This window comes from Corynebacterium sp. BF-R-2 (assembly GCF_024586525.1).
Taxonomy (GTDB): Bacteria; Actinomycetota; Actinomycetes; order Mycobacteriales; family Mycobacteriaceae; genus Corynebacterium; species Corynebacterium singulare.
This window is the reverse complement of the sequence record NZ_JAMFTP010000010.1, coordinates 1-12,158: the sequence shown is the minus strand read 5'-3', so window position 1 is coordinate 12,158 and position 12,158 is coordinate 1. Positions and strand designations below refer to the sequence as shown.

General features: G+C 58.3%; 13 protein-coding genes. 7 read left to right on the top strand and 6 right to left on the bottom strand.

The features are described 5' to 3' along the window. The first annotated feature begins 4 nt into the window (after positions 1-4). From sufC to M5J09_RS08160, 4 genes are all read left to right on the top strand, one after another. On the top strand, positions 5-763 hold the full coding sequence (gene sufC, locus M5J09_RS08175; protein ID WP_042530772.1) for a Fe-S cluster assembly ATPase SufC: 759 nt from the start codon (positions 5-7) through the stop codon (positions 761-763). A gap of 73 nt (positions 764-836) precedes the next feature. Further along, the gene (locus M5J09_RS08170; RefSeq protein WP_257157538.1) at positions 837-2,084 is read left to right on the top strand and encodes a cysteine desulfurase; all 1,248 of its coding nucleotides are present in this window, start codon (positions 837-839) and stop codon (positions 2,082-2,084) included. Further along, a complete protein-coding gene (sufU, locus tag M5J09_RS08165; RefSeq protein WP_257157537.1) occupies positions 2,081-2,530 on the top strand; it encodes a Fe-S cluster assembly sulfur transfer protein SufU in 450 nt (149 codons plus the stop codon). Before M5J09_RS08170 ends, sufU begins: the two co-directional genes overlap by 4 nt. Then, positions 2,531-2,956, top strand: a complete 426-nt coding sequence (locus M5J09_RS08160) for a metal-sulfur cluster assembly factor (protein ID WP_039675284.1) — start codon at positions 2,531-2,533, stop codon at positions 2,954-2,956. A gap of 131 nt (positions 2,957-3,087) precedes the next feature. On the opposite strand, the gene M5J09_RS08155 is transcribed toward M5J09_RS08160, so the two are convergent. Continuing rightward, positions 3,088-5,088, bottom strand: coding sequence for a fructose-specific PTS transporter subunit EIIC (locus M5J09_RS08155; RefSeq protein ID WP_257157536.1), 2,001 nt, complete (start codon positions 5,086-5,088; stop codon positions 3,088-3,090). A 160-nt stretch (positions 5,089-5,248) separates the two neighbouring features. Here M5J09_RS08155 and M5J09_RS08150 point away from each other — a divergent pair, with 160 nt between their 5' ends. Beyond that, positions 5,249-6,880: an ABC-F family ATP-binding cassette domain-containing protein gene (locus M5J09_RS08150; RefSeq protein ID WP_204100117.1), complete on the top strand. Its 1,632-nt coding sequence runs from the start codon at positions 5,249-5,251 to the stop codon at positions 6,878-6,880. A gap of 166 nt (positions 6,881-7,046) precedes the next feature. Beyond that, complete coding sequence (locus tag M5J09_RS08145) at positions 7,047-7,784, top strand: hypothetical protein (protein WP_257157535.1); 738 nt, start codon at positions 7,047-7,049, stop codon at positions 7,782-7,784. Here the strand turns inward: M5J09_RS08145 and M5J09_RS08140 are convergent. The 4 genes from M5J09_RS08140 to M5J09_RS08125 all read right to left on the bottom strand — a co-directional run bounded on the left by M5J09_RS08140 (position 7,781) and on the right by M5J09_RS08125 (position 10,769). Next, positions 7,781-8,344 carry a hypothetical protein gene (locus M5J09_RS08140; RefSeq protein WP_257157534.1) on the bottom strand — a complete coding sequence of 188 codons (564 nt, stop codon included), beginning with the start codon at positions 8,342-8,344 and terminating at the stop codon, positions 7,781-7,783. The genes M5J09_RS08145 and M5J09_RS08140 overlap by 4 nt on opposite strands. 13 nt (positions 8,345-8,357) lie before the next feature. Beyond that, positions 8,358-9,047, bottom strand: a complete 690-nt coding sequence (locus M5J09_RS08135) for a MerR family transcriptional regulator (RefSeq protein WP_257157533.1) — start codon at positions 9,045-9,047, stop codon at positions 8,358-8,360. Between the two features lie 72 nt (positions 9,048-9,119). Beyond that, positions 9,120-10,484: a PFL family protein gene (locus tag M5J09_RS08130; RefSeq protein ID WP_257157532.1), complete on the bottom strand. Its 1,365-nt coding sequence runs from the start codon at positions 10,482-10,484 to the stop codon at positions 9,120-9,122. 15 nt (positions 10,485-10,499) lie between these two features. Continuing rightward, positions 10,500-10,769, bottom strand: coding sequence for an ACT domain-containing protein (locus M5J09_RS08125; protein ID WP_042530788.1), 270 nt, complete (start codon positions 10,767-10,769; stop codon positions 10,500-10,502). Positions 10,770-10,848: 79 nt separating this feature from the next. Between M5J09_RS08125 and M5J09_RS08120 the strand changes: the two genes are divergently transcribed. After that, positions 10,849-11,538, top strand: a complete 690-nt coding sequence (locus tag M5J09_RS08120) for an SDR family oxidoreductase (protein ID WP_257157616.1) — start codon at positions 10,849-10,851, stop codon at positions 11,536-11,538. Here M5J09_RS08120 and M5J09_RS08115 read toward each other — a convergent pair. Then, positions 11,535-11,918: a hypothetical protein gene (locus M5J09_RS08115; protein WP_257157531.1), complete on the bottom strand. Its 384-nt coding sequence runs from the start codon at positions 11,916-11,918 to the stop codon at positions 11,535-11,537. The genes M5J09_RS08120 and M5J09_RS08115 overlap by 4 nt on opposite strands. Between the last annotated feature and the right edge of the window lie 240 nt (positions 11,919-12,158).

The following is a 12,158-nucleotide window of genomic DNA, read 5'->3' as shown; positions in this document are numbered from 1 at the left end:
CTCCATGTCTACTCTGGAAATCAAGAACCTTCGCGCGCAGGTACTCCCGAATGAGGAGGACGGCGAGGCCAAGGAGATTCTCAAGGGCGTCAACCTCACCATCAACTCCGGTGAGACCCACGCTGTCATGGGCCCGAACGGCTCCGGCAAGTCCACTCTGTCCTATGTCATCGCTGGCCACCCCAAGTACGAGGTCACTGAGGGCGAGGTGCTTCTCGACGGCGAAAACCTCCTCGAGATGGAAGTTGACGAGCGCGCTCGCGCTGGCCTCTTCCTGGCTATGCAGTACCCGACCGAGGTACCGGGCGTGAAGATGGCTCAGTTCATGCGCTCTGCTGTCACTGCCATCCGTGGCGAGGCCCCGAAGCTGCGCGAGTGGAACAAGGAACTTACCGAGGCTCGCGAAAAGCTCTCCATCGATAAGTCCTTCGCTCACCGTTCTGTCAACGAGGGCTTCTCCGGTGGTGAGAAGAAGCGCCACGAGGTTATGCAGCTTGATATCCTCAAGCCGAAGTTCGCCGTTATGGATGAGACCGACTCCGGCCTGGACGTCGACGCCCTGCGCGTTGTTTCCGATGGCATTAACCGCTACCAGGATGAGACCAACGGCGGCATCCTCCTCATCACGCACTACAAGCGCATTCTCAACTACGTCACCCCAGACTTCGTCCATGTCTTTGCTGATGGTCAGGTCATCAAGACTGGTGGCGCAGAGCTGGCTGATCAGCTTGAGGCTGACGGTTACGATCAGTTCCTCAAGTAAAGCTAGTACCCCAACCACACCGAGACGCGCGATGGCCGCGCGCGACAAGCAGAAGAACCGAGCAGAAGGACCTATGTCTGAACTAGACGTTACTGCGATTAGGGAGCAATTCCCCATCCTTTCGCGCACTGTGCGCGATGGTAAGCCCTTGGTGTACCTGGATTCGGGAGCAACCTCGCAACGTCCGCTGCCGGTGTGGAAGGCTGAGGAAGCATTCGTCCTCGGTACCAACGCACCGGTGCACCGCGGCTCCTATCAGCTGGCGGAGGAAGCCGATGATGCCTACGAGTCCGCTCGTCAGGCCATCGCTGCCTTCGTCGGCGCCGACCGAGATGAGATTGCCTTCACAAAAAACGCTACTGAAGCACTCAACGAGGTTGCCTTCACGCTCAGCGATGAGCGTGCTGGTGAGCTCTACATTGGTGAAGGTGACACTGTCGTGGTCACCGAACTCGAGCACCATGCCAACTTGGTTCCGTGGCAGGAGTTGTGTCAGCGTACCGGTGCAACGCTCAAGTGGTACTCCATGACCGAAGACGGTCGCATCGACCTCGACTCACTTGAGCTCGATGATTCCGTCAAGGTCGTGGCTTTTACTCACCAGTCCAACGTGACAGGAGCAGTGGCTCCCGTTACGGAACTTGTACGACGCGCACGTGTCGTGGGTGCCATGGTGGTCCTTGACGCCTGCCAGTCCGTCCCGCATATGCCGGTGGACTTCCATGCCCTTGACGTGGACTTTGCTGCTTTCTCAGGCCATAAGATGTGCGGTCCGACGGGCATCGGCGTGCTCTACGGCAAGGCCGAGTTGCTTGCGAAACTTCCGCCGTTCCTGACGGGTGGTTCCATGATCGAAGTGGTGAAGATGGATAACTCCACCTTCGCGGAGCCGCCCACGCGTTTCGAGGCCGGAACCCAGATGACCAGCCAGGTCGTCGGACTAGGTGCAGCGGTGAAGTATCTCAGTGACGTGGGGATGGAGGCTATCCACGCCCACGAGCAGAAGCTCACTGCTTATGCGCTGGAGAAACTCACCGAGATCCCAGGTCTACGCATCATCGGCCCCGAGAACACCGAGGAGCGTGGGGGAGCGGTATCCTTCGTCGTTGAGGGAATTCACCCCCATGACTTGGGCCAGGTTCTCGACGCCCACGGCGTATCCATTCGCACTGGCCACCACTGCGCGTGGCCGCTGCATCGCGCGTGCAAGGCTAATTCGACCGCACGCGCCAGCTTCTACCTGTACAACACTGAGGACGAGGTCGACGCCCTCGTAGAGGCGGTGCGGGCAGCCCGTGCCTTCTTTGGAGTGAGCGAATGAACCTAGATTCCATGTACCAGGACGTCATCCTGGATCACTACAAGAACCCGAAATTCTCCGGCTTGCGCGAAGGCCAGGCAGAGGTCCACCACGTTAACCCTTCTTGCGGTGATGAGATCACCTTGCGCGTCAAGCTCTCCGCTGATGGAAAAACGGTGGAAGACGTCTCCTACGACGCCGAGGGCTGCTCCATCTCGCAGGCCTCGACCTCCGTTATGGCGGAGGAAATCGTGGGAATCCCTCTCGAGGACGCCAATGCCAAGCTGGCCGAATTCGAGAAGATGGTGACCTCGCGCGGTGAAGTTGAGGGTGACGATGAGATCATTGGGGATGGCATCGCCTTTGCCGGAGTGGCCAAGTTCCCCGCCCGTGTGAAATGCGCTCTTCTGGGGTGGAAGGCTTTCCAGGCCGCCACCATGGAAGCACTCAACGAATTGGAGAAATAGATGGCAGAAAACACTGAGACCACGGGTCCTACCGACCCGTACCAGGACCAGAACGCATCCTTCGACGGCGGTGCTGTTAAACCTGAGCAGACTGAAGAACAGATTGCTAAGGTCTTCGACATTACTGAGTATCTCCGTGACGTCATTGACCCAGAGCTTGGCATCAACATCGTTGACCTGGGCTTGGTCTACGACGTCTGGCTCGATGACATCGACGGCAAGAACACCTGCGTCATTAACATGACGCTGACCTCTCCTGCCTGTCCGCTTACCGATGTCATTGGCGAGCAGATTGAGGACGTCATTGTAGGCAACAAGCTCGCCGAGGCCGTCCAGCTCAACTGGGTCTGGATGCCGCCGTGGGGCCCGAACATGATTACCGAGGAGGGCCGCGAGATGCTCCAGGCCCTCGGCTTCGCAGTCTAGTTTCGGCTGCAAGCCCCCATTACCGTCAGTCCGAGATGCTTGAGGTCTTCACAACATGACCTTCAGTGCCCTTGGGCTGACGGTTTCTTTTTTCATGATGTGCGGTGTTTTAAGGGCTTTGAAACATACCGCTATGACGAAGCGGGTAAGGACGCAGGATCCAAGGTCGTGGAGATGATGTCTACAGCCTCCTCCTTGGATGTGGCGGATTGAAGCCGAGCACGGAAATCATCCTGCATAATCGCCCGCGCTAGCTTGGAAAGCAGCTTGAGATGCTGCTTGCCGGCGTCCTCAGGCACAGTAATAAGGAAGACCATCGTCGTGAGATCCTCACCATCCGCCCACGTAATGCCCTCGGGAAGACGAGCAAAAGCCAAAGTCGGGACGTTCACCCCCGATGTACGGGCATGAGGGATGGCGACGCCATGACCTACCCCGGTAGAGTGCTTCGACTCCCGCTCCAAGGCTGCTTTGGTGACCCCAGAAGGATCAGAAAGCCGAGGAGAGACAAGCGTGACCAAAGAGTTGATGATCTCGTCGCGGTCATTGCCAAGGTTGTGGTCTAGGGTTACTGTCTCGGCAGAGAGCAGAGGTTGGTCCTGGGCCGATGCTTCTGACACATCCTCCTTAGCTATGCCCGCTGCGTCCCGATTATCCTGTCTCGCAGCTTTGCTCTGGACCTTTCCACGTTGGGTAAGTCCAATCAACAGAAGCATGACAGAAGCACAAACGACGACGCCGATGAGCAGTGCGATGAAGAAGCCCACGATGTTGTCGACAGCCCCAAGGACCGCGACGATGGGACCTCCGTGCATGACATGGTCAGTGACACCAAGCACACCTGCCAGGGCTCCTGCTACCGCACCGCCGATGACGTTTGCCGGAATGACTTGGAGCGGGCGTGCAGCCGCAAGAGGGATAGCTCCTTCGGTGATGCCGAAGAATCCCATGAAGAGCGCGGCGATACCGGCGTCCTTCTCTGCTTTGTTGAACCAAGCACGGCGGACCAGGGTGGCAACACCCACCGCAAGGGGCGGTACGGCAATAGCGGTAGCCGCCATACCCATCGGAGCCGCATTGCCGGCGGCAATCATGCCACCGCCGAACAAGAAGGCAGTTTTGTTGAAGGGCCCGCCCATGTCGAAAGCGATCATCGCGCCGATAACCAGACCGAGGACAATGACAGAGGAACCTTCCATCCCCGCGAGGTACTCGGTCATGGCTTCAAAGGCACCGGCTACCGGCGCACCGACGAAGTAGATAAAGACTAGCCCCACGATAAGCGTGGTGAAGATCGGAATCACGATGATCGGCCAGATCGGGGCGATGTACTTATTAACCGGAATCTTTTTAATTCCTAGGGCTACGTAGCCGGACAGGATGCCTGTGACGATGCCTCCCAGGAAACCAGCTCCAGCTTCTGAGCCATAGAGTGAACCGGTCGTAGCGATAAGACCAGTGATGAGTCCTGGTGCCAAGCCGGGGCGGTCCGCAATGCCGACAGCAATATAGCCGGAAAGAATCGGCACCATGAGAGAAAAGGCCAAGCCGCCAAGCTCATTCAGAGTGTTCCAGAAAGAGTTTTCAGGGATAGCTAGGCCTTCGGGCGTGGGAGTTCCTCCGATTGAGAGTGCTACCGCAATGAGGAGACCACCGGTCACCACGAACGGAATCATATGGGAAACACCATTCATTAGCGCTTTGTAGAGCGTCTCTCCCACAGCACGAACCCCGGTGGCGCTGCCGGAGGTTTCTTCGCCCTGATTCCCTTGCGGCTCGTCGCTCGAAGTCTTTCCTTCCCACTTCGCTGCTGACAGAGCGCGAGTGAGAAGCTCCTTTGGTTGCTTAATAGCTTCATCAACGCCAGTGGCTGCCAAGCGCTTTCCACGGAAGCGGTCTTTGGCAATCACGGTGTCGGCGCCAATCACGATGGCATCGGCTTCGTCGATGTCCTTCGAGCTAAAGGTACCTTCGACACCAATTGAACCGTGTGTCTCAATCTTGATGCGGTAACCAAGTTCAGCGGCAGCAGCTTCCAGGTTTTCAGCGGCCATGTAGGTGTGGGCGATTCCGGTCGGACATGCGGTAATCGCGAGGATCAACGGTGATCTCGATGTGTCTGATGTGCTCATGACGTCAATGTAGTCACATCGACTTTCATGCATGAGTGAAACGCGCCGACCAGGAGTCAGGTTTTCCAAGATGCTCTATGCTCGAGATCCCCAGATACATGTTGCAGGCGTACTGCCGCGGGTTCGGGTTTAACTACCCTGGTTGCTAGACTGTTTCGACGTGATTGTGACCAATGATTTCGAGGTGCGCGTGGGCGCACGCACGCTTCTCGACGCCCCCGGCCAGCACCTACGCGTGCAACCGGGCGACCGCATCGGCCTAGTCGGGCGCAATGGCGCGGGCAAGACGACGACGATGCGCATCCTGGCGGGGGAGACCGAACCCTATGGCGGCTCCGTGACGCGCTCAGGGCCCATTGGTTACCTACCGCAGGATTCCCGAGAGGGCAATATCGAGCAGACCGCGCGTGAGCGTGTGCTCTCGGCCCGCGGCTTAGACGACATCAAGCGCCGCATGGCCAAGCAACAAGAGCTGATGGAAACCGCCACGGACGAGAAGTTTCGTGACAAAGCCATTCGTAAGTTTTCCCGCTTGGAGGAGGAGTACCACGCTTTAGGCGGGTATGAAGCGGACTCCGAGTGCGCGCAGATCTGCGACAACCTGGGTCTTCCGCAGCGTGTCCTTGACCAGCAGCTCAAGACGCTGTCCGGTGGTCAACGCCGCCGCGTGGAGCTGGCGCAGATTCTTTTCGCAGCGTCGGCTGGCTCGGGCAAGTCCCAGACCACGCTGCTTCTCGACGAGCCCACGAACCACCTTGATGCGGACTCTATCACCTGGCTGCGCGGCTTCTTATCCAAGCACGAAGGCGGACTCGTGATGATCTCCCACGATGTAGACCTGCTGGAGGACGTGTGTAACAAGGTCTGGTTCCTCGATGCCGTGCGTGCCGAAGCAGACGTCTACAACATGGGCTTTAAGAAGTACCTTGACGCCCGCGCCACCGATGAGGCACGTCGCCGACGCGAGCGCGCGAACGCGGAAAAGAAAGCCGCAGCGTTGCACAAGCAAGCCGCCAAGCTGGGTGCGAAGGCCACGAAGGCCGCCGCCGCCAAGCAGATGCTGCACCGAGCTGAGCGCATGATGAACGAGCTGGATGACGTCCGCGTGGCCGATAAGGTTGCCCACATCAAATTTCCGGAACCCGCTCCCTGCGGTAAGACTCCGATGAACGCCAAGGGCCTGACCAAGATGTATGGTTCGCTGGAGGTCTTCGCCGGCGTCGATTTGGCCATCGACAAGGGATCCCGCGTGGTTGTGCTGGGCTACAACGGTGCCGGCAAGACAACCCTTCTTAAGCTTCTGGCGGGCGTAGAGCGCACCGATGGCGAAGGTGGCATCGTCTCTGGCCACGGCCTGCGCATCGGATACTTTGCCCAGGAACACGACAACATCGACCCCGACAAGACCGTGTGGGAAAACACCATCGAGGCCTGCCCTGATGCTGGCCAGCAGGATTTGCGTGGTCTGCTCGGCGCCTTCATGTTTTCCGGAGACAAGCTGGAGCAACCCGCCGGCACGCTCTCCGGTGGTGAGAAGACCCGATTGTCGCTGGCAACGCTGGTTTCCTCACGAGCCAACGTGCTGCTTCTCGACGAGCCTACGAACAACCTCGACCCACAGTCCCGCGAGCAGGTGCTCGATGCCCTGGGGACCTACACCGGCGCCGTGGTCTTGGTTACCCACGATCCGGGAGCGGTGAAGGCACTCAACCCTGAGCGCGTCATCATCATGCCGGACGGCGATGAGGACCTGTGGAACGACGAGTACATGGAGATTGTGGAGCTAGCCTAAAGACTAATTCTCAAATTTGGCTCTATCCTTGTTCTACATCCTGGGCTAGACTCGGGCTCACAACCACACACCGCTCAAGACTCTTCTCTTGGGTCCTTCCGCTTCCCACGCACAGGGTCTAGAAGTGGTCAGACCCCGACGTGCTGCCGCAGGAGAGGAAGAAGTCATGAGCACCGCCGATAGCCTCGGTTCTGTCATCGAACCGCTACTCACCGGTTTAGTGAGCAAACGGCCTGAAGTCCGCGTGGACTGGGCCTACACCGAATTGAAAGAGGGCATTGAGTCAGGTCAGTGGGATGACCATCTTGATCAGATTCGTGAACGCCTTAACGGTTACCTGCGTACAGACAAGGTGTGGACTAAGGCGTTGTCCGCCAGGTTGCTGAATGTGCTCGCGGCGGCGGGCCACTTCCACTACGAGGACTACCTCGCCTTCCGTGCGTGGTACGTCACCGAGGATGACACGCGTGGCATTGTCAAGGACATCGGTCCTATCATGGCCGTCGGTTACGGCGCCGACTACGTAGAAACGTGTGTGCGCATGGGAAGGATCCCGGCCGTAGAAGGCGCAGCAATTATTTCGTGCCGTCTTCGCGCCCCCGGAGGAGTGTGGCATGACGATGAGAGTGTGCGCTTAGCGCGCGCCGCCTGCACCACGATAGCCAAGAGCACTTCACCCCATATCCTCGAAATTTGGACCGAACGGCTGAGTACCACCGTGCTCACCGAAGGTATTCGCAACAACAACCGTGCCGTAGTCGAAAACTTCGCCCACTTTCTCACGGCCACAGCCACCATGCTCCGCAGTGAACCGGAGAAGTGGGGCATTGATACTGAACGTGCGAAGCTAGCGCTGCCGATGCTTGCGGGGATTGAAGAAGAACTTCGCAACGCCAGCAATTAGCAAGAAATAGCACCATAGAAGCGCACCGTCGTTACCTCCTTTGAAAGGGCGCGCTGCCACGGGTAGCGGTCTGGCGATGCCTGGACGGGTTCACTGAGGTCAAGGAGGGTATCGGTTCCAGCTGGGCCACCTACAGTGAGTTCACCTTTGCTAATAACAACCGCTGATTCGAATGTACGGTCTGCCCGCCTGCTACGGACAAGAGCCATCGGTACCTCAACGAAGACAGTTTTTCCGCGGCGCAAAACCGTGAGTTCTTCGGTGACATAGCTAGGGCGAATACGTTCGGCAGCGATCAAGCCCCACACAAAAATAATGGCCCACAGCGACAGCAGCAACGCCAGAATTCGAAAGACGCCCCCAGGAAGCAGAAAGTGAACGGCCACCATTTCAACCACCAGCACCGCAGTGAGGAAGCCCAGCATCTGTAACCTGCCCGGAGGATGAGGAAGCGCCACCGCTCCGGCGGGTACCAGCGTCTGGCCCCGCATCCAGCGCCACAGATCTTGGTAGAGGCCCAATTCATATTTGGCTAAGCGAAATCCAGGATGTTTCTCCACAAATCGCCAGATACTAACCACCTGAGCCACCCACCAAGGCTTTAAGCGCTACACCTTGCGCACCAGTAGTCGGAGCATCAGCCACGGTCAGCGGGGTGTTGCCGGGCCGGAGCGTTGGGTAGATTCCTTGCATCAAGCCCCGTGGAAGTAGGGACTGCAGGTTGTCGACGATGCGCGCAACCCCACGATCATGCGGAGACAGTGAGCCAAGCTCTAGCCACAACATCTCGGCTTCGCGGAGCGCTGCAAGGCAAGTGTTGTCCCGAAGATTCTCTCGTAGTTGTTCCCATGTCGCTGGTGTGGCGACACTGGTCAATGCCATGAGATCCCAGGAATCCAGTTCGAGTTGAAGCATTGCCGGATCCTCGATGACCTGGCTGAGGGAGTCACGGATATCTTCTGGTGTCCCTTTTGGGGCTTGAGAAAGGGCACGCAAACGTTCTCGCTGCTGTTGCAGCCGAGCAATGCGCTCATCCAGCATGTTAAACGAGCGCTCGACCGCATCAGGAGATGAGACATCAGCGATGGGGACGCCGGCGTCGATAAGCGCACGCGCTCGCAGCACCGAAGCCAGGTCAGAGACAGAATAGTCGCGGTAATTTCCGCTGGTGCGTGCGGGTTCAGGAACCGCGCCCGTTTCGTGTAAATGGCGCACGGAGCGCACTGAGCAGCCAGCGGCGGCGGCAACGTCCGATATCTTCATAGGACAAAGCTAAACCCTCACACTGTGTGAGGGTCAAGCGCTTGGTGAAAATTAATCCGAGGTGGTGAGGCCTTAATTTCGGAACCCGTGCACCGGCGCCGGGATGAAGCCTCCGCGGTTGATGAAGGTGGAGTTGCCCACCTGGTTGACCGGGATCACCGGCGCGTAGCCCAAGAGGCCACCGAAGTTGACCTCGTCGCCAGCCTTGGTGCCGGGGGCAGGAATGACGCGCACGGCGGTGGTCTTATGGTTCATCACACCAATGGCGGCCTCATCAGCAATCATGCCGGCGATGGTTTCTGCAGAAGTATCGCCCGGGATGGCGATCATGTCTAAGCCCACCGAGCAGATCGAGGTCATGGCCTCGAGCTTGTCAATGGAGATGGCGCCGGAGCGCACCGCGTCGATCATGCCCTTGTCCTCGGAGACCGGAATGAAGGAACCGGACAAACCACCCACGCGGGAGCAGGCCATCATGCCGCCCTTCTTGACGGCGTCGTTAAGCAGCGCGAGGGCTGCGGTGGTGCCGTGGGTGCCTACCTGTTCGAGGCCCATGTGTTCCAAGATGTGGGCCACGGAATCGCCCAACTCCGCAGTCGGAGCAAGGGAGAGGTCGATGATGCCGAACGGAACGCCGAGGCGCTCTGACGCAAGCGAACCGACAAGCTGGCCGGCACGCGTGACCTTGAACGCAGCCTTCTTAACCTCTTCAGCAACCTCATTGAGGGTGGAACCCTTCAGAGAACCCAGCGCGCGGTCCACAACACCCGGGCCAGACACGCCCACGGAGACAACGCAATCCGGCTCCTCGATGCCGTGGAAAGCGCCGGCCATGAAGGGGTTATCGCCGACGGAGTTGGAGAAGATCACGAGCTTGGCGCAGCCGATGGCGCTACGGTCCTTGGTGAGCTCGGCGGCCTCCTTAATAATGCGACCCATCTGTGCCGCAGCATTCATGTTGATGCCGGCACGCGAGGACGCGATATTCACAGAGGAGCACACCAAGTTGGTCTCCGCGAGTGCCTCCGGGATGGAGCGGATGAGAGCTTTCTCCGCGGTTGTCGCGCCCTTTTCAACGAGGGCGGAGTAGCCACCAACGAAGTCGACTCCGGTCTCAGCAGCAGCGCGGTCGAGAGCGCGTGCGACGTCGACAGGGTTGCCGTCCACGCCTGCGACAATGAGCGATACTGGGGTGATAGAAATACGCTTGTTGACGATGGGGATGCCGAGTTCGGCCTCGATGCCTTCACAGACCTCGACCAGTTGAGAAGCTCGGGTGGTAACGCGGTCGTACACGGCCTCAGCGGTAGCCTCCATGGTGGGGCGCGTGCAGCCGAGGAGCGACATGCCCATAGTGACTGTACGGATGTCGAGGCGGTACTTCTCGATCATCTCGATAGTGTCGAGAATGCTGACGGTATTGAAACGATTAAGCATGACTCGTTATCGTCCCTAGATCTCGTTCATGGCAGTGAACAGCGCTTCGGACTGCACACGAATGGACTGGTTAATGGATTCTCCCACCGTGTTCATCCGCTCCTGAATCTCCTGGATAGACACAATGTTCTCAGCAAACTCGACGCGCAAGATCATTGTGAAGTACCCAGACATGAGAGTCTGCGAGACGTCAATGATGTTGACGTTGAGTTCAGCAAGAGCAGTGGTCACGGAGGCGATGATGCCGGTGCTGTCGGCACCGGTGACAGTCATGATGGCGATCATGACTCGATTGTATCCTGTGGGCTTTTCGCTCTGCCCAGGGGTCATGCAGAATCGAGTGCAGGGGCGTACGGTGGCGCTCATGACTGGTACGACAACTACTGCACGCAATAAGGTTCTCTACATTGGCGGCCACGGCAAGGTGGGATTGCTGGCGGCGCCGAAGCTTGTCGACGCCAACGTGGACGTCCACTCCCTTATCCGTAATCCCAACCAGGTTCCTGATATTGAGGCGAGTGGAGCCACACCGGTTCTGCGCGATCTCACTGAGATTTCTGAGGAACAGTGGGCTGAACTCCTAGGCGAGTATGACGTCGTTGTATGGGGCGCTGGCAACGGTGGCCGCGCAGGCGCTGACGTCACCTGGGCCGTCGACCGCGATGCTGCGCTCGCATCGATTGCGGGTCTGGAGAAGCTTGCTGCCGCCGGCAAGAACACTCCTGCCTACATCATGATTTCCTACATGGGGGCTACGACGAATACCACCGATCCTGCTGACGAAAAGTGGTATGCCTACGTGGAGTCCAAGAAGGCAGTGGACAATAAGCTAAATTCCACTAACCTGAACTACCTCATCCTTGGCCCAGCTGCTCTCACTGAGGAGCCAGCGCAGGGCATTACCGTTCTTACGGAGAATTCTCAGCGCAGTGCTGATATGAAGACATCGCGCGATTTGGTAGCCGACGTTGTCACCGAAGTGGCCACCCGCGAGACACTGCCGTCCTCTCCGCTGGAGTTCATCGACGGCGACGGGAGCGTTAAAAATATTTAGCGCACCCAATTCTTCGCTGCGAAGGAGAGAACTGCTTCTACCTGCTGCTTAGTGAGCCCGAGCCCAAACTGGGGCTCCGGGTTAGGAAGGTCCACACGGTAGCCAGCGACATCCCAGCCATTATTGTGAGTGAAGTCGACGGTGGCCGTCTGTGGGCTGTCGGCCATAGCGAATTTTTTCGCCTTCAGCCACGCTGGGTCCCTATTAGTGAACTGGCTTGAAGGCACCCTGTTCATGCTCCCATCTGGCTGCAACATCAGAAGCGGTGCGGTGTAGTAGTACGTCATTGTGTCGCCGTCGTCCTTCTGCCGCACCAAGGCTAGCTCGCCGATGAGCACTGGCCGGTATTCAATCCATCCGTTCTTCCATGTGTTATCCATGCCTTTCACCGTGCGGTTCAACGATTTCTTTCCGCGGACAGAAGCGACGACGAGGAATACTGTCAGTGCGACAAAAATGAGAAGGCTGATGAGAATGACGGGTCCTGCTGCCTTCGTTGTTGCGACCGGCTATTTGGTAGCAGTGTCGTGACTATCTGGTAGCGCTTCAGTGAGTATCTGGTAGCAGTTCAGCGCGCTCGGGGTGATACTTCCGGTAGCCGCACCACTCGGGTGCGGCGT

Bases quoted from the DNA above. Each gene is read 5' to 3' on its own strand.
- M5J09_RS08155 (WP_257157536.1), bottom strand. From the start codon at position 5,088: ATGAGCACATCAGACACATCGAGATCACCGTTGATCCTCGCGATTACC.
- M5J09_RS08120 (WP_257157616.1), top strand. From the start codon at position 10,849: ATGACTGGTACGACAACTACTGCACGCAATAAGGTTCTCTACATTGGC.
- M5J09_RS08170 (WP_257157538.1), top strand. From the start codon at position 837: ATGTCTGAACTAGACGTTACTGCGATTAGGGAGCAATTCCCCATCCTT.
- M5J09_RS08135 (WP_257157533.1), bottom strand. From the start codon at position 9,047: ATGAAGATATCGGACGTTGCCGCCGCCGCTGGCTGCTCAGTGCGCTCC.
- M5J09_RS08145 (WP_257157535.1), top strand. From the start codon at position 7,047: ATGAGCACCGCCGATAGCCTCGGTTCTGTCATCGAACCGCTACTCACC.
- M5J09_RS08125 (WP_042530788.1), bottom strand. From the start codon at position 10,769: ATGATCGCCATCATGACTGTCACCGGTGCCGACAGCACCGGCATCATC.
- sufU (WP_257157537.1), top strand. From the start codon at position 2,081: ATGAACCTAGATTCCATGTACCAGGACGTCATCCTGGATCACTACAAG.
- sufC (WP_042530772.1), top strand. From the start codon at position 5: ATGTCTACTCTGGAAATCAAGAACCTTCGCGCGCAGGTACTCCCGAAT.
- M5J09_RS08130 (WP_257157532.1), bottom strand. From the start codon at position 10,484: ATGCTTAATCGTTTCAATACCGTCAGCATTCTCGACACTATCGAGATG.
- M5J09_RS08160 (WP_039675284.1), top strand. From the start codon at position 2,531: ATGGCAGAAAACACTGAGACCACGGGTCCTACCGACCCGTACCAGGAC.
- M5J09_RS08115 (WP_257157531.1), bottom strand. From the start codon at position 11,918: ATGGATAACACATGGAAGAACGGATGGATTGAATACCGGCCAGTGCTC.